Below are 16,385 nucleotides of genomic sequence, written 5' to 3' on the forward strand. Positions count from 1 at the left end.
AACAGTATGAATGATAGTCACTGGGTTACCTGTTATGTGGGCCTAGGTAGCAATCTATCTAATGAGTTGGGCTCGCCTATAGACCATTTGCAGCAAGCGCTTGAAAGCATGAAAAAGAGTGAGAAAATACGCGAAAGTAGCGTGTCTTCTTTTTATGCCTCAGCGCCAATGGGTCCACAAGACCAGCCAGACTTTATCAATGCGGTTGCTGGGTTTGAAACGGTAATGACGCCTTTTGAGCTGCTTAGTTTTTGTCAGCAGTTAGAGAGCATGGCCAAGCGGGCACGTTTGCGCCGCTGGGGTGAGCGTAGTCTAGATGTCGATATTTTACTATATGGTGATATGCAGATTGCCGAACCACAGCTAACGGTTCCGCACGTTGGACTATGCGAGCGTAATTTTGTATTAATACCACTGCGAGAGTTAGCGCCACATTTGACTATCGTAGAAACACCAATAGCTGATTACTCACAAAGTCATGATTGGACAGGCTTAAAATTATTATCAAACGACTGATCTGCAGTGGCTTATCATAACTGATTAAGTATCAGATACTTTTTATGATAGCTCACTAACGCCAGCTAAAATGATAGACGTTGATAATTAAAGGCATTGCAAGTTAATTGAGGGTCATATGACAACATTATCTACGTTGAATAAATTTAAAAAAGAGGGTACTAAGTTTACTTGCTTGACGTGCTATGACTCAATGTTTGCACGGATGATGGATAAGGCACAGATCGATACGATTTTGATTGGTGATAGTCTAGGTATGGTCGTGCAAGGCCATGACTCAACACTACCTGTAACCGTCAATGATATGGCATATCACACAGCCAATATCGCCCGTAGTAATAAACACGCTTTGATATTGGCTGACCTGCCGTTCATGAGTTATGTGACGTTGCCAGAAGCCATTGCCAATAGCCGCCAATTGATGCAAGCAGGCGCGCATGTGATTAAGGTCGAAGGCGGTAGTGAGCTCTGTGAATTGGTGAGGACTTTAGCGCAAGCAGGAACGCCTACTTGTGTACATCTTGGTTTGACTCCGCAATCGGTCAATGTCTTTGGCGGCTATAAGATTCAAGGCCGCGGTGACGAAGCGGCTGACAAATTGCTCGCTGATGCTAAGGCAGTGGTTGATGCTGGTGCAGCGCTGTTGGTGCTAGAGTGTGTGCCGGCAGCACTTGCCAAAACAGTGACAGATGCTGTCGCTGTACCAGTCATTGGCATCGGTGCAGGCGCAGATACTGATGGTCAGGTACTGGTGATGCATGACATGCTCGGTATGGTACACGGTCGTGTGCCACGTTTTGTACATGACTTTTTGACCGATGAGCGTAACAGTGCACATAGTATTGAAGGGGCTTTTGCGTTATATCAGCAATCAGTACGTGAGGGCAGTTTCCCAACTGAACAGCATCAATTTAGCTAATCTATTTGAGCTTTCAAATATCAGAATATTGAAATATAAGAAAAACTACCATGTCTCCAATTATTTATCATGATATCCCATCACTACGTGCAGCGCTTCAGCCTTATCGTGGTCACCAAATTGACAAACAAGACCGTCAGCAGCGTATTGCGTTAGTACCAACAATGGGCAATCTGCATCAGGGTCATCTAGAGCTGGTAAAAATTGCTAAACAGCATGCGGATATCGTCGTCGTTAGTATTTTTGTCAATCCTACTCAGTTCGGTGTGGGCGAGGATTTTGATAGTTATCCGCGTACACTAGACGAGGATGTGGCTAAGCTTGCCACTGTTGGTGCAGATTATGTGTTTGCGCCAAGCGTTGATGCGATGTACCCAGTATTACCACCACCGACTACTGTATTAGCTGGCGCTATTAGTAGCCAACTATGTGGTCAATCACGTCCTGGTCATTTTGATGGCGTTGGTATCGTTGTCTCTAAGCTTTTCAACATTGTGCAACCAGATGTGGCGATATTTGGCCAAAAAGACTATCAGCAGCTGGCTATTATTAAGCAGTTGGTGCGTGATTTGAGCTACTCAATTGAGATTATTGGTGCACCTATTATTCGTGCTGATGATGGGCTAGCGCTCTCCTCACGTAATCAATACTTAACCGAATCTGAGCGACAAGTTGCGCCTATACTGCATCGAGAGCTACAAGATTTGGCAAAGCAGTTGAAAGGTGGTGGTATTAGTCAGCAAGCGTTTGAATCATTACTAAAAGACAAGCGTACACGCATTAGTGATGCAGGTTTCACGATCGATTATCTAGAAGTAAAAACTGAAGCGCTGGGTTCTGTCGTAAGTGACTCTACAACTTTCAATATAGAAAATAAAAACATTGTTATTTTGGTTGCAGCATGGCTGGGACGCGCACGTTTATTGGATAATCAGTTAGTAGTGGTGGGGTAAACCCTTCGGTACATAATGTATCGGATGCAATGAACTAGAATGGGTAGATCATGGATATAAGTCAGGATCAAAGCGAGAATCAAGCTGCATCGACAACGCCAAAAATATCAGCGCCAAAAATATCAACGGATAAGCTCAGCATTCTAGTGGTATCAGGCCGTTCAGGATCAGGCAAAACATCAGTGTTAAATATCCTAGAAGATTTAGGATATTACTCTATCGATAATCTACCGTTGTCTCTATTGCCGAGCGCCGCCCACAAGCTGGTAAAAGAGAGCGGTATCAATCGCATTGCGCTAGGTGTTGATATACGGACGCCACGAGCTGATCTGTCCAATTTTGCAGCAATCTATGCTTCTTTGAAAGAAACCTATGGGGCGCAAGCGGTACAAGTCCTATATGTGACCGCACAGGAGAGCACCCTAATAGCACGTTTCAATGCGACGCGCCGTGTACATCCACTCATGTCTCAGGATGTCGATAGTGATAATGCAAACCATGTCGTATTTAATCTACCTGCCGCGATCAAAAAAGAAGTTGAGCTGTTAAAGCCCATCTCCAGTCAAGCAGATATCAAGATCGATACAACGACTTTAAATATTCATCAGTTAAAAGACAGGTTACGCGAACACATTGGCATGGACAATCAAATTGTCATTAACCTACTGTCATTTGGTTTTAAGCACGGTAGTCCCATTGATGCTGACTTTGTATTTGATGTCAGGATTTTGCCCAATCCACATTGGAATCCTGAGCTACGTGCCTCGACAGGGCTCGATGCTGAAGTCAGCACGTTTTTTGCAGAGTATCCTGAAGTGGCTGAAATGCTAGATGATATCGATAAGTTTTTGACACGTTGGCTACCAGAGTTTTTGCATAATAATCGTCATACAGTGACGGTTGCAATCGGTTGTACCGGCGGTAAGCATCGTTCAGTATTTATCACCGATCATCTACAGCGTCGCCTCGCTGATACGATGCCAGAAGGTGTAAAGGTACTGGCAAAACATCGCGAAAAAAGTCGTTGGTAGTTGTATTCAGCACTATTAATTTATTACTTGTTATTTTGGAAAGCTTTTATGATTGACTGGTCAGAACAAGATATGCGCGTTTCGCGCACAGAGCTCAAAAAAGCCCACGAGCGCTTACAGCAGTTATCCATACCACTCGCTAGCCTCTCAAAAAAGCAGTTAAAAACGTTGCCAGCCAGCGATTATTTTATGGCGGAACTCATGGCATTAGCTGACATTACTAGCGCCAATGCCCGTAATCGCCAGACCAAACGCGTCGGTAAGCTCATCAGCGAAGAAAATCGCCACGAGTTGGTCAAGGCATTGTTTGATGCGTTTTTCCCCAAGGAGCAGGTGTCTAAAATTGAAAGTTGGTACGATCGCCTAAATATCAATGATGAGGGAACGCTCAAGCAATTTGTAAAACAATACAAAGCTTCTGAACATAATAGTATGTATCAGTTACTATTGTGGATTGAATACGCCAAGCATATGCAAGATGATGAGTTGATGGCGGAATCAAAAGAAGACTTGGCAACTTATATTCGCGAAGTGGCGATCTTGTCGCAATTGAAAAAATAGACCTCTCAGACGATATGGACGTGTACCCCAATACAAAAAAGCCAATCAATGACTGATTGGCTTTTTTGTATGCGCTGTATAAGCTTGTATATAGAGGCTATTTTTTCTCAGCGCGGGCTTTATCGACTAGATATTCAACCACTTTAGGCACTTTAGCATCTTCACCTGTGACCACATATTTGCCTTGTACGACTACAGCAGGTACGCCAGTAAGCTGATAGCGCTTAGCGCCTTCTTGTGAGCGACCAATTTTAGTACCGACAGCAAATGAGTTGTAAAGACTGTTGAATTTCTTCTCATTCACGCCTTTTGATGCATACCATTTGCTCAATGATGATTGATCAAACAGTTTTTTGCCATCTTTATGAATCGCATCAAACAAGGCAGAATGGGTTTTGTCTTCAAATCCTAAAAGCTGAGCGGCATAAAAACCACGAGCATTGGCTTCCCAAACAGGGTTTAGTGCTGCTGGTGTTTTGAAGAATACGACATCTTTGTCTTTGGTTTTTGCCCATTTTTCCATGTGTGGATCGAGAATATTACAATGCGGGCAACCGTACCAGAAAAACTCACGAACAATAATAGCATCACCGCTGATGGTCTCTGGATTGTCTAGCACACGATAATCTTTTCCAGCGACATAGTCTGCAGCTTGTGCGCCCATAGAAGCAAGTCCAATGGCCATTGCCAGACCAGTCAATGTAATGACACGTTTCATACTTTATCCTTAAGATGTAGGGATTTAGAGTTTGTTAAAGGGTTTGTGTATCTATGGCGCTTATAATACATGATATCTGAGCGAAAAGAATTTCAATATACTTAAGTGACATAATATTGAGTATCACCAATACAATATTGAGGTATCGACTATGATAACGTAAAACGTGGGCGCTTGTGAATCGGATTCTTAACCGACAGTTGTAAAGCTGTTAGCTATTATTTAAGGTATCTTACTTACGCTGCTTTGTATTTTTATCAATATTATCCGCTCATTTATATTTTTAGATCAGATCTCTCTATACTAGGAGTAATTGTCGATAATATGAATGAATATTTTTATAATAGGCCGTATAACGGCGCTATTACAAAGCAGCTGGCACACAAACTTAGGTGTTTGCCCAGTCTATTCACAATCAGTGACGATGTACTTACGACAAAGAAGCTGCGCTCATGATAATATTGAACACATAATCGTGCACCTTCTACGATAATAACGATAACGACAACAAAGGAAATACTATGAGCTCAGCCTTATCTTCTTCGCCAACATCGAGCGATACAACCAAAAAACGCTTCGATGATACAGTAACGAATACGATAAACGTCGATCCCAGCGAAGTCGAAAAATTTAACAACTTGGCGAGTGAATGGTGGAGCAATACAGGTGCATTTGCAACCTTACATGAAATCAATCCATTACGCTTAAATTGGATAGAAGAAAACGTCAAACGGGGTTATCAAAACGACGCTAACAATGGCAACAAAACTGGCGCGATCAAAACAGCAGAGCAGGGGCTCGCTGACAAAAAAGTACTGGATGTCGGCTGCGGCGGTGGCATATTGTCGGAATCTATGGCGCGCCGCGGTGCGGATGTGACAGGGATTGATTTGGGCACTGAAAATCTCAAGGCCGCAACCGTACATGCCTCACAGGGCGGGTTAGAGAACACATTGCGCTATCAGCATATTCCAGTTGAAGAGCTAGCAAAAACGCATGCAGGTCAGTTCGATGTGGTGACCTGTATGGAGATGCTGGAGCACGTGCCTGATCCTAGCTCAATTGTACAAGCGTGTTATGAGCTACTAGCCCCTGGCGGCGTCTGCGTGCTCTCAACCATCAATCGCAACCCAAAATCGTATTTGTTTGCCATCGTTGGGGCAGAGTATGTATTGCGATTGCTTGATCGCGGTACGCATGATTATGCCAAATTTATCACGCCAGCTGAGCTAGACAAAATGGCCATCAATACAGGATTTGCACGCCAAGATATCATCGGTTTGCATTACAATCCCTTGACCAAGCGTTATTGGCTTGCTCAAAATGTCGATGTCAATTATATGATCGCCGTTCAAAAGCCACTGGGTTAACATTGTCAGGGACCAGCGATATCCATTGTATTTTTATTAAACACGTTATCAATCTCAAGAGCATCCACTATGAGCCAATTTGTAAAAGCTGTTTTATTTGACCTTGATGGCACGTTAATCGATACTGCCGCGGACTTTGTGCGTATCATTGGTAAAATGAGCCTTGAAAATAATTGGCAGGCGCCGCTTGAGACAGAAATCCGCGAGCAAGTTTCTGCGGGTGCATCCGCTATGGTGCAATTGATGCTCAGACATAACGATCAGCTAGAGGTTGGCGAGGACGAGTTACTTAATTTTCGTCAACAGTTCCTAGATGACTATGAAGCCGACATCTGTGTCGATAGCTGCTTGTTTGATAGCCTTGACGCAGTGCTGGCAGATCTAGAGAGCAAAGGCGTACCGTGGGGTATTGTCACCAACAAGCCCCGCTATCTGGCAGAAAAACTGCTCAATAAAATGCAACTTGATGAGCGCTGTGCCGCTTTGGTCTGTCCAGACGATGTATCACGCTCAAAACCGGATCCTGAGCCGATGTATATGGCCCTAGAGAAACTGGGTATCCCTCGCGGTGCTGCTGGCTCTGTGCTCTATGTGGGCGATCATATCCGTGATATCGAAGCGGGCAACGCCGCTGGTATGCCAACCATTTTGGCCGCTTATGGTTATATTCCACCTGAAGATCAAAAAACGCTCAAAAAGTGGGGAGCTGACTATATTGTTGAGACCCCTGAGCAGTTGAACAAATTGCTGCTTTCTTCTGGCAAATTTGAGTATTTATAGACTGGTTTTTGGGTAGTAAATGGTCAGTATGAGTCATCTTGAGTTCATACTGATAAGCATATATTTTAATGATTCAACGATAAGTAGTGAGTAATACCATGAGTGACAATATCAATCAGCCAGCTAATCAGAAAAACAACCAAAAAAACGTTCAAAGTCTTACTCAACCTTTGACTCATGACGATATTCGCAATTTTGTGCCACCTACTCATTGTCTAGATGGAAAAACTATCTTAGTGACAGGTGCAGGGGATGGTATCGGCCGTGTTGCGGCACTGACTTATGCTCGTTATGGTGCTACGGTGTTGCTCTTGGGTCGTACCAGCAGTAAGCTTGAGTATGTCTATGACGAGATTGAGAGCCTTGGCGGTAAACAGCCTGCTATGTTGCCGATGAATCTAGAAGGGGCAACCTATGCTGAAATGCAGCAGCTAGAAGGATTGATTGATAAAGAAGTTGGTCAGCTGGATGGTGTTTTGCATAATGCTGGTGTGCTTGGACAATTGACGCCACTTGAGATGTATGACGTTGATACATTCGCTCAAGTCATGAAGGTTAACTTTACAGCGACCTTTATGCTCACCCAAGCATTGCTACCACTGCTAAAAGATGCCGATCATGGCTCTATCGTCTTTACGTCTAGCACTGTAGGTACGCATCCTCGTGCGTTTTGGGGCGCTTATGCGCTCTCTAAGCAAGCGGTTGAAGGTATGAGTGATATCTTCACGCAAGAAACTCAAAACACTACCAACCTGCGCTTTAACTGTGTCAATCCGGGTGCTACTCGCACCAATATGCGCGCTCATGCTTATCCAGGGGAGAACCCTATGAGCTTAAAAACACCTGAAGATATTATGGCAGGCTACGTCTGTTTGATGAGTGATGCGAGTATTGGCGTGCGCGGGCAAGTTGTTGAGTTGCAGCCAAAAGATTAACAGTGATATTTTTGCTTTATGTGGTCATGTTCTATTTATGATATTGCGACGATTATTAGGTTGTAATCAGTCGTACCTAGCCCCATATATTTGTTATTAAAGAACTTATATACAAAATAATGACTAATAAAAAACAAATAGGATAAAATTATGGCAGGTGGCTGGTCAAGAGATGGTGCTGAGCATGAGCAAATGGATGCAACGGTCAATGATGCGTTAGAGCGCGCAAGACGCTCATTGCCAACAGGTGTGAGTGCAGAATTTTGTGACGAATGCGGTAATTCTATTCCGGAGGCGCGGCGACTAGCGGTGCCTGGTATCCAGCATTGCGTCAGTTGCCAAACAGCGCTTGAGCAAGAGGCAAAGGCGGTGGAGCTATTTAATCGTCGCGGCAGTAAAGACAGCCAATTGCGCTAAAAGGAAGAAGAAAGCAAAAGGGCGGGCATTGCTAGATAACATAGCAATGCCCGCCTTTTTTCTGTCTGTTGCTATATAACCATTGCCATCAGTTCGCGATCGCAATCCTCCCAATTTATAGAAGCTGCTGACGCTTTGGCATCATGCTCAGTTTCTGTTTTTTCTGTAGCTGTATCTACAGCATTGCCTAGTTGCAAAATAATTTCCAATCGACTATCAGTATGTGGATCGATTGTTTTGGTGGATAGACTACCAGGGTTAAAATTGATCTGCAGCCAGCCATCAGAAGTATGAACCACGCCTTTGATGCGTTGCCAATTTGGCAGTGCTAACAACCAATTCTGTAAATCGTCAGCGTTTAGTATGTAGTGTGCAGGTAATCGCCATCCAGCCAACTGAAAATCCTGCTGCTCTTCATGATAGCGATAGGGCAGATCACTATTAGCACTAGCCTGAGCTTCTGTCTCATCGGTAGATGAACTCGATGATGGTACAGTTGCTAAAGAATGGGCTTGAGATTGCAAGCCGATCATCGGTTTGTGAAGATGAGCGATACTGACTTTTCGTTGATTTGCAATGATATGGCTGGGCTTGTCGAGTTGGTAGTTTAGACCTGCTATGTATTCCTTGGTTAATGGGGTGTTTGATGCGTCTGTTGTCTCAGTTGTTAGTTCGGATACTGCCCAAATGATTTTTGCATGTGAGTTTAGCGTGGCTATCCACTCTATCAAGGTGTGTTTTTCGCTACTACTTAGTTGATCATAGCGATTGACGATCAGCACATCGGCATCACGAACATGCGCTTGAAAACCCTCATGGTCACGATACTTAATCTGTTGCCACTGCTCGCCACTCAGTACAGTTATCACCGCATTCATCTGTAGTGCGGTTTGCCAATGCGGCGCACTGAGCTGTAATATCAGCTCGCGTGGATGTGCCAATCCTGTGGGTTCAATAAGCAGTCTTCGCGGGTGATGGTCATTAAGCAGACGACTGATCGCAATTTGTAAGGGCAGTTGACTGGTACAGCAAATACAGCCGCCACTGACTTCACGCATGGCGATATTCTGTTGCTCAAGATCGTTATCTTGAGAGCTTGCCAATAGTGCACCATCAATCCCGATACGGCCAAACTCATTGATTAATAGAGCCCAGCGCTCGTCATTAGGTTTTGTGGCAAGTAGCTGATTGATGACGGTGGTTTTGCCAGCACCTAAAAACCCTGTCACTAACGTGCAGGGTATGTTTTGAAAAATAATAGGGTTTTTCACAGGTATGCTCATCATATCGGCACGTATTTATGAATAACCAAACACGGCCTATATTAAAAGAAATGTCATCAGTCAAAGGTTATTCACTCTTGACGGTTTCTACCTCAGCTTCATCAGGAACGAACACATAACCCACACCCCAAACCGTTTGAATGTAACGGGCCTGTGATGGATTGTCTTCAATCAAGCGACGCAAGCGTGATACTTGCACATCAATAGAGCGTTCCATCGCACCCCACTCACGACCACGAGCAAGGTTCATCAACTTGTCACGGGTCAACGGCTCACGTGGATGCTGAACTAAAGCCTTTAACACCGAAAACTCACCTGTCGTCAAAGTGACGACATTCCCATCACGTTTGAGCGTGCGAGTCGATAGATCTAGTGTCCATGGACCAAATTCAACCACTTCTAATTGGTGACTTGGTGCCCCTGGAAGCTCACGGTTTTGACGACGCAACACGGCTTTGATACGCGCCAATAGCTCTTTTGGGTTAAACGGCTTAGGCAGGTAATCATCTGCACCCGCTTCCAAACCTGCGATACGGTCAGCATCGCCACCTTTGGCGGTCAACATAATGATTGGAATGTCCGCATTGTCTTCACGTAGGCGCTTACAGATGCTGATACCGTCTTCGCCCGGTAGCATCAAATCTAACACAACCAAAGAGAAGAGCTCACGTTGCATGAGTTTGTCCATCTGACTACCATCATGGGCAGTACGAACGACGAAACCATCGTCTTCTAGGAAGCGCTGTAGCAAAGAGCGCAGGCGAGCGTCATCATCGACAACTAAAATACGCTGAGTCAAAGTATCGGGGCTGTTGTTATCAGTCATACAGGCATCCTCTTATAAAAATTATTGTTAGCAGAAATGACGAGTAAAAAGCGATGAATAAAGCACTGCCATTAATTGTCGTTATTTAATGATGGATCAAAACAAGCACGTCATAAAATCAAAAACTATTGTTCAATATATCAGCACATCTCAATATTTGTGCTATGGATACTTTAGTGTATAAGATTGCACTGCGAATTGCATCACTCATAAGAATAAATGCTGTATGCGTTTGTTTAACAAGGCTACAGAACGTTTGATATAAAACGTTTTATGCCGCAAAACAGGCGATAATTAACGAAAAGATAAAAAGGATTTTTATTCATGCAGCTTTTGCTATAATGCAAAACTACATTTCTCAACGATTGATACGTATATGAGTAGCACTGATACCTTAACGTCATCTCAAACCTCGACAAATGCACAGGTTTTGGATGCAACCACACACGCGAATATTCACGACAAGCTTGCTCGCGCGCTTGGCATTAAGACTGCTCAAGTCAATGCGTTTGTGAAGCTTTATGATGAAGGCGCAACGGTTCCTTTCATTGCGCGTTACCGCAAAGAAAAGACGCAGAACCTTGATGACGCGCAGCTGCGTGCTCTCGAGAAGTCTCTGAATTATGAGCGTGACATGGCCACCCGTCGCCTCAAAATCACTGAGTTACTGAGCACACAGGGCAATCTGACCGATGAGCTACAGACGCGTATCGATAACGCGACGTCTAAGCTTGAGCTTGAAGACATCTATCTGCCATATCGTCCGCGTCGTCGTTCACCGGCTGCCAAAGCACGTGCCGCTGGACTCGATGCTGCTGCGCAAGCTGTCTTGACGCAAGAGATCACCCCGACAGAGGCGCTGGCTGATTATCAAGTTCAGTCAAGTATCACTGATGATAGTGGTAATGAGATCGACGTTGACTTTAGCGATATCGACAAGCAGCTTGCTGGTGTGCAAGCCATTATCGTTGATGAGTGGACGCAAGCATTGGGGTTGTTGGATAACTTACGCAATGGTTTTGCCAAAACTGCCAGTATCGTATCGAGCGTTGCGAGCGAAGAAAAGCGTGAAGTTGGCGAAAAGTTCAAAGACTACTTTGAGCATAGCGAAAGCCTGGCTCGACTGCCAAACCATCGCCTATTAGCGATGTTACGCGGTCGTCAAGAAAACGTCTTGGGTCTAAAAATCGAAGGCGAAGACGCACCGTTTATCGAAAAAATTATCAATCATTTCGATGTCGATGCCAAAGCGCCAGCAGCACGCCGTGAGTTTTTGATAGAGGCGGCCAGTAGTTTGTGGAAAGACAAATGGCGTCCACATATCGAGCACCGCTTACTGACCGAAAAGCGCCTAGCTGCAGAAGCAGATGCGATTGATGTGTTCGCTAGTAACTTACAGCATTTATTGATGGCTGCACCAGCAGGCCCTAAAGTGATCTTAGGTGTCGATCCTGGTATCCGTCATGGCGTAAAAATGGCTATTGTGGATGCGCAAGGTCATGTCATGTTAGATAGCGAAGAAAAACCTGTCATCGCAACCGTTTATCCGTTTGCCCCTGACAACAAAATGGATGAAGCCAAAAAAGTCATTGATGAGCTATTAAGCACTTATAACGTTGATTTGGTCGCGATCGGTAATGGTACGGCAAGTCGTGAAACCGATGCGATGATTAAAGAGATTTTGGCCGCGAACGCTGCACTTAAAGCCAAAGCTGTCATCGTCAATGAATCAGGCGCTTCCGTCTATTCGGCGAGCGAGCTTGCTAGTGATGAGCTTGCCAATTTAGATGTGTCGGTGCGCGGTGCGGTGTCTATCGCACGCCGCTTGCAGGATCCATTGTCAGAGCTTGTCAAAGTCGATCCAAAAGCCATCGGTGTAGGTCAGTATCAGCATGATGTGAACCAAAACCAGCTCGCAGATAGTCTTGATAAAGTCACTCAAGATAGCGTGAATGCGGTTGGTGTTGATGTAAATACAGCGAGTCCTGCTATTTTGGCACATATTGCGGGTCTGAACCGTAATGTGGCGCAGCAAATCGTGACTTATCGCCGTGAGCATGGGGCATTTGATAGCCGTGAAGCACTCAAAAATGTCCCACGTCTAGGCGTTAAGACGTTTGAGCAAGCAGCAGGTTTCTTACGTATTCATAATGGTAGCAATCCACTAGATGCGACAGGCGTGCATCCAGAGAGCTATGCGTTGGTCGACAGCCTGTTAGTACAAGCCGACAAACCGCTGTCAGAAGTCATCGGTAACGATGGTGTACTGAATGCTATCGATACGACTGCGCTGCCTGCTAACGATGATAATATCAGCGTAAAAGCGATTATCGAAGAGCTTGCTAAACCTGCACGCGATCCACGTCCTGAGTTTAAAACGGCTAACTTCCGTGATGATGTCAATAGTATCAAAGATTTGAGCGAAGGTATGCAGCTTGAAGGCGTGGTCACAAACGTAACGGCCTTTGGCTGTTTCGTTGATGTCGGTGTACATCAGGATGGTTTGGTCCATATATCTCAGATGGCCAATGACTTTGTCGCAGATCCCATGAACCGCGTCAAACCTGGTGATATCGTATCGGTTCGTGTTATTTCTATCGATGAAAAACGTGGTCGTATCGGATTCAGTATGAAGCCTGAGTCTGAAAAACCTGTCCGTACGGCTGCTAAGTCTACTGCAACCAGTACAGATGGTGAAAAAGTGAGCCGTCCACGCAGTAATCAAGCGAATAGTGACCGTCCAAATAATAGTCGTTCTGCTGCTGATAAGCGTTCGTCTAAGCCACGTGGTAAACGTCAGGATAATACGAATAGTAACCGTAGCAAACCGATCAAAAACGATAAAGCGGAAGCACCTAGTAAAATGGGTACACTTGGCGCCTTGTTACAAGAAGCTGGCGTGACTAAAACTAAGAAATAGCCAAAATTTATAGCCGTGTGCAACAAAAAAGGCAGCCAATTGGCTGCCTTTTTTGTGTCACTTATTGATAGTAGTAAACTATTAATCATACTATTCAATCAAGCACTGTCATTATTAACGAATGGTGAAACGACGGTTTTCGTTAAATTCCACTTGACCAGGCTGAGTCGCTAAAAGCTCACCACGACGGTCTTTTTTCTTTTCTTGTAAGGTAATCTCGACTGGCTTTTCGCGCATGTCAGCAGGTGTTGCTTGGCTGCTTTGAACGTCATTTGTCATCTGAGTAGGGCGTTCAGCGGTAGCACGGGCCTGAGCCAATTCAGCTCTGGCTTGAGCAACTTCAGCTTTAACTTGATCTTCAGACATTTTTTCGTCCGCTGTAACGGTCATATCTTCGTCCATGTCACCTTCTTCAGATTCCATATCGTCATTTATCGCGTCCATGTTGTTGTTATCAACAGCACCCGGTTGAGTAGCGACAAGCTCGCCATCAGGGCCTTCTATTTCGGCTTGCAAAGTATTATCGACAGGAGTGGTACGCATATCTGCTAGCATAATGTCACTGGTATTGACAGGTGCAGCTATTGCTGCCGCTGGCAAAACAAGGGTCGCTCCTAAGACTAACGATAAAATATTTTTTCTCATTAAAAAACTCCAAATTCAATAAATGAACAATGATTAAAAACAGCTGCCATATCTATATATAATTATGTCTAAAATGCAGATAATTGAGGACAGCCAGATTTTGGTTTGACCTTACTATAATTTGTAAAAACAAAGTACCAGTTATATAACAGACATTTCAGTAGTAAACTCATTAAGGTTCTAACAGCTTGGTATATTGTTGTGACGTTATGAAACTATTAAACCCACATCTCATTTAAGAAATGAAGTAAGCATTTGGATCTATTTTATTCAACAATGATATATTTACCAGTATTTGTATCGATAACAGGCTGCTAAAAACCTTTATCTGGCACACGAACTACTGGAAAATTTTGACTAATATCAATTCGATCAATAACATTGTTTTAGAGAAATATTTTTACTAGAGGATGTTTTTTGAAGTGAACTTTGATTAAAATTTTTAAATGAATATTCTCTATAATAACCAAACCATAACGTATTTTATCCTAGCGTATTGAGGAGAATATGGCTGTGACATTAGACTAAAAATCTGTAGCATAATGTACTAAAAAATCGAAAAGCCGCAACATTGATTACCAAAAAAGTACGCTATTAGTATTCGCTAATATGATAGCTGAGCGCTATAAAATTTGCGTATTAAAAAACCGCACCTTGTTATCAAGATACGGTCATTAAAATCATCAGCGTTAATAAATCATTATTTAAATGTTTTACATTCGGTTAACCATCGATAACTTCAAAGCTTAGACCTGAATGTTCTTCTAAACGGGCTATGAGCTTATCACCCATCGCAGAGGCAGGCGTCCAGAATCCGCCGCCAACGTCTTCTTTACTGATATCTTGTGCCAGACATAATGCTGCCTGCGCGAGCATACGAGAAGTGCTACCGTAACCAGGATCTTTATCGCCGGTAACTTTGACCGTGATGGTGTCGTTTTTAGCTGTTTGACCGAAATGGCGAATATCAAAGTAGCCATTTTCCTGCTCATCCTTAGAAGGGCCTGTGCCTGCTTTGGGCAATACATGCTTGGACAATAACTCACGGCTTGGTTTAATCATCATGGCAGTGGCAAATCCTAGTAGACCCGCGCTCATCGCGTAGCTTGATAACTTACCTTTGACACCATCTTTCATCCACATGGCTTCGTCATATTTAAAATCGCGACCGTATTCATAACCAAGTAGCTGGTTACTGCGATGGACAATACGTGTGTTGATACTCGCCATCACAAAGGGCGCCAACCAACGTTTATGGGTGCTGTCGTATTCTGGTTTGCTGACATTGTCTTGACGTACATTGGGCACATCTGTGTCATCGTTTAGCAGATAAGGGTTGGCTACTTGCTGACGGCGTGATTTATCTTCACCAACTTCTTCAAATATCGTAGCCATCGAGGCAATCGTACCACCAGAGATGCCGCCTTTTGCCGCTTTTACGCGCATGTGAATCACGTTACAAGCTTCTCCGAACTTCTCTTCTGCTTTGGTTTGCGTAAAGTAAACGCCCAAATCTGATGGGATAGAATCAAAGCCGCAAGAGTTGACAATCCGTGCGCCGCTTTGTTTGGCAGTATCTTGATATTTGTCCATCATGTCTTTGATAAAGATCGCTTCACCAGTAAGGTCGACGTAATCGGTACCATTTTCGGCACAAGATTTAATAAGAGGCTCACCATATTTGAGGTAGGGGCCGACGGTTGAGATGATGACTTGTGTCTGTTTGGTCATCTCATCAAGGCTGGCAGAGTCTTTACTATTGGCAATGATAATATCTACTTTGCTCTCAAGTTTCGACTGTAGCTCATTGAGTTTTTCTTCATCACGTCCTGCAATTGCCCAAGTGACCTTAGAGCCATCTTTATTTTTAGCATTGGATAAAAAATTGGTTAAATAGTGAGCGGTGATTTGTCCGACAAAGCTTGTTGCGCCATATAAGATGACGGCATAAGGGCGGTTGTCGCTAGTATCTTGTTGTGCGGGTTTTGTGGTATCCGTCTCGGTACTCATAAGTATTGTCCTTAATAGATTGGATGATAATGTGATTTTAAACTATAGTTAAATCTTTATAAAATCGATACAGCCCATATCATGAAACAGTTTAGGTAGATTATTCTCCATCCACCCTTGGCGCAGAAACTTAGCCTGTGCCCACTTTTTCTCGATAGGGTTTAGATCAGGGCTGTACGGCGGCAGCCAAAGAATACGATGGCCATGCCTATTGAGTAGTTTTTGAATGCGTCTACTTTTATGAAACCGAGCGTTATCCATGACAATCACGCACTTGGTTTTAAGACTTGGAATAAGTGTGAACTTACACCAGTCATAAAATATATTGCTATTGATGTTCTGCTCAAAGTAATCAAGGGCAAACAGCATCTTTTCATAGAGAGCTCCGATGACATTCGTTCGTCTCGGAGCTTGCCAGTTGTAGCTATCGATACAGGGTTTACCTATCGGTGCATAGCCATGAGAACGAATGGTTTCAGCCTCAAAGCCGCTTTCATCCAT

The 16,385-nt window shown here is 43.9% G+C and carries 16 protein-coding genes; 10 read left to right on the forward strand and 6 right to left on the reverse strand.

Going from position 1 to position 16,385, the window contains the following annotated elements:
• Nucleotides 1-6 precede the first annotated feature (6 nt).
• From folK to yjgA, 5 genes are all read left to right on the forward strand, one after another.
• Nucleotides 7-516: a 2-amino-4-hydroxy-6-hydroxymethyldihydropteridine diphosphokinase gene (folK, locus tag AS194_RS02925; RefSeq protein WP_058023997.1), complete on the forward strand. Its 510-nt coding sequence runs from the start codon at nucleotides 7-9 to the stop codon at nucleotides 514-516.
• A 118-nt stretch (nucleotides 517-634) separates the two neighbouring features.
• Nucleotides 635-1,435: a 3-methyl-2-oxobutanoate hydroxymethyltransferase gene (gene panB, locus AS194_RS02930; protein WP_058023982.1), complete on the forward strand. Its 801-nt coding sequence runs from the start codon at nucleotides 635-637 to the stop codon at nucleotides 1,433-1,435.
• Nucleotides 1,436-1,485: 50 nt separating this feature from the next.
• The gene (gene panC, locus AS194_RS02935; RefSeq protein ID WP_083499577.1) at nucleotides 1,486-2,388 is read left to right on the forward strand and encodes a pantoate--beta-alanine ligase; all 903 of its coding nucleotides are present in this window, start codon (nucleotides 1,486-1,488) and stop codon (nucleotides 2,386-2,388) included.
• A gap of 50 nt (nucleotides 2,389-2,438) precedes the next feature.
• Nucleotides 2,439-3,419, forward strand: a complete 981-nt coding sequence (gene rapZ / locus AS194_RS02940; RefSeq protein WP_058023983.1) for an RNase adapter RapZ — start codon at nucleotides 2,439-2,441, stop codon at nucleotides 3,417-3,419.
• A gap of 48 nt (nucleotides 3,420-3,467) precedes the next feature.
• On the forward strand, nucleotides 3,468-3,980 hold the full coding sequence (yjgA, locus tag AS194_RS02945; RefSeq protein WP_058023984.1) for a ribosome biogenesis factor YjgA: 513 nt from the start codon (nucleotides 3,468-3,470) through the stop codon (nucleotides 3,978-3,980).
• Nucleotides 3,981-4,077: 97 nt separating this feature from the next.
• Here yjgA and AS194_RS02950 read toward each other — a convergent pair whose 3' ends face one another.
• Complete coding sequence (locus tag AS194_RS02950) at nucleotides 4,078-4,698, reverse strand: thiol:disulfide interchange protein DsbA/DsbL (protein WP_058023985.1); 621 nt, start codon at nucleotides 4,696-4,698, stop codon at nucleotides 4,078-4,080.
• Between the two features lie 521 nt (nucleotides 4,699-5,219).
• On the opposite strand from AS194_RS02950, the gene ubiG reads away from it, so the two are divergent.
• The 4 genes from ubiG (at nucleotide 5,220) to AS194_RS02970 (ending at nucleotide 8,200) form a co-directional block, all read left to right on the forward strand.
• Complete coding sequence (gene ubiG, locus AS194_RS02955; protein WP_058023986.1) at nucleotides 5,220-6,068, forward strand: bifunctional 2-polyprenyl-6-hydroxyphenol methylase/3-demethylubiquinol 3-O-methyltransferase UbiG; 849 nt, start codon at nucleotides 5,220-5,222, stop codon at nucleotides 6,066-6,068.
• Nucleotides 6,069-6,137: 69 nt separating this feature from the next.
• Complete coding sequence (locus AS194_RS02960; protein WP_058023987.1) at nucleotides 6,138-6,848, forward strand: HAD family hydrolase; 711 nt, start codon at nucleotides 6,138-6,140, stop codon at nucleotides 6,846-6,848.
• 98 nt (nucleotides 6,849-6,946) lie between these two features.
• Complete coding sequence (locus tag AS194_RS02965; RefSeq protein WP_058023988.1) at nucleotides 6,947-7,783, forward strand: YciK family oxidoreductase; 837 nt, start codon at nucleotides 6,947-6,949, stop codon at nucleotides 7,781-7,783.
• Between the two features lie 150 nt (nucleotides 7,784-7,933).
• A complete protein-coding gene (locus AS194_RS02970) occupies nucleotides 7,934-8,200 on the forward strand; it encodes a DksA/TraR family C4-type zinc finger protein (RefSeq protein WP_058023989.1) in 267 nt (88 codons plus the stop codon).
• A gap of 71 nt (nucleotides 8,201-8,271) precedes the next feature.
• Here the strand turns inward: AS194_RS02970 and AS194_RS02975 are convergent, their stop codons facing one another.
• Both AS194_RS02975 and ompR read right to left on the reverse strand, forming a co-directional pair.
• Nucleotides 8,272-9,486, reverse strand: a complete 1,215-nt coding sequence (locus AS194_RS02975; protein WP_227511561.1) for a CobW family GTP-binding protein — start codon at nucleotides 9,484-9,486, stop codon at nucleotides 8,272-8,274.
• Between the two features lie 64 nt (nucleotides 9,487-9,550).
• Complete coding sequence (gene ompR / locus AS194_RS02980) at nucleotides 9,551-10,309, reverse strand: two-component system response regulator OmpR (RefSeq protein WP_058023990.1); 759 nt, start codon at nucleotides 10,307-10,309, stop codon at nucleotides 9,551-9,553.
• 376 nt (nucleotides 10,310-10,685) lie between these two features.
• On the opposite strand from ompR, the gene AS194_RS02985 reads away from it, so the two are divergent.
• A complete protein-coding gene (locus tag AS194_RS02985; protein WP_058023991.1) occupies nucleotides 10,686-13,229 on the forward strand; it encodes a Tex family protein in 2,544 nt (847 codons plus the stop codon).
• Nucleotides 13,230-13,343: 114 nt separating this feature from the next.
• On the opposite strand, the gene AS194_RS02990 is transcribed toward AS194_RS02985, so the two are convergent.
• From AS194_RS02990 to AS194_RS03000, 3 genes are all read right to left on the reverse strand, one after another.
• Nucleotides 13,344-13,874 carry a hypothetical protein gene (locus AS194_RS02990; RefSeq protein ID WP_058023992.1) on the reverse strand — a complete coding sequence of 177 codons (531 nt, stop codon included), beginning with the start codon at nucleotides 13,872-13,874 and terminating at the stop codon, nucleotides 13,344-13,346.
• 723 nt (nucleotides 13,875-14,597) lie between these two features.
• Entirely contained in the window at nucleotides 14,598-15,884 is a 1,287-nt protein-coding gene (locus AS194_RS02995; protein WP_058023993.1) for a saccharopine dehydrogenase family protein, read from the reverse strand.
• A gap of 48 nt (nucleotides 15,885-15,932) precedes the next feature.
• Nucleotides 15,933-16,385: transposase (locus tag AS194_RS03000; RefSeq protein ID WP_058023994.1), on the reverse strand; the 453-nt coding region annotated here is incomplete at its 5' end.

The organism is Psychrobacter piscatorii, assembly GCF_001444505.1.
Lineage (GTDB): Bacteria > Pseudomonadota > Gammaproteobacteria > Pseudomonadales > Moraxellaceae > Psychrobacter > Psychrobacter piscatorii_B.

Coding starts and splice junctions, on each gene's coding strand:
- folK (WP_058023997.1), top strand. CDS start 7: ATGAATGATAGTCACTGGGTTACCTGTTATGTGGGCCTAGGTAGCAAT.
- panB (WP_058023982.1), top strand. CDS start 635: ATGACAACATTATCTACGTTGAATAAATTTAAAAAAGAGGGTACTAAG.
- panC (WP_083499577.1), top strand. CDS start 1,486: ATGTCTCCAATTATTTATCATGATATCCCATCACTACGTGCAGCGCTT.
- rapZ (WP_058023983.1), top strand. CDS start 2,439: ATGGATATAAGTCAGGATCAAAGCGAGAATCAAGCTGCATCGACAACG.
- yjgA (WP_058023984.1), top strand. CDS start 3,468: ATGATTGACTGGTCAGAACAAGATATGCGCGTTTCGCGCACAGAGCTC.
- AS194_RS02950 (WP_058023985.1), bottom strand. CDS start 4,698: ATGAAACGTGTCATTACATTGACTGGTCTGGCAATGGCCATTGGACTT.
- ubiG (WP_058023986.1), top strand. CDS start 5,220: ATGAGCTCAGCCTTATCTTCTTCGCCAACATCGAGCGATACAACCAAA.
- AS194_RS02960 (WP_058023987.1), top strand. CDS start 6,138: ATGAGCCAATTTGTAAAAGCTGTTTTATTTGACCTTGATGGCACGTTA.
- AS194_RS02965 (WP_058023988.1), top strand. CDS start 6,947: ATGAGTGACAATATCAATCAGCCAGCTAATCAGAAAAACAACCAAAAA.
- AS194_RS02970 (WP_058023989.1), top strand. CDS start 7,934: ATGGCAGGTGGCTGGTCAAGAGATGGTGCTGAGCATGAGCAAATGGAT.
- AS194_RS02975 (WP_227511561.1), bottom strand. CDS start 9,486: ATGATGAGCATACCTGTGAAAAACCCTATTATTTTTCAAAACATACCC.
- ompR (WP_058023990.1), bottom strand. CDS start 10,309: ATGACTGATAACAACAGCCCCGATACTTTGACTCAGCGTATTTTAGTT.
- AS194_RS02985 (WP_058023991.1), top strand. CDS start 10,686: ATGAGTAGCACTGATACCTTAACGTCATCTCAAACCTCGACAAATGCA.
- AS194_RS02990 (WP_058023992.1), bottom strand. CDS start 13,874: ATGAGAAAAAATATTTTATCGTTAGTCTTAGGAGCGACCCTTGTTTTG.
- AS194_RS02995 (WP_058023993.1), bottom strand. CDS start 15,884: ATGAGTACCGAGACGGATACCACAAAACCCGCACAACAAGATACTAGC.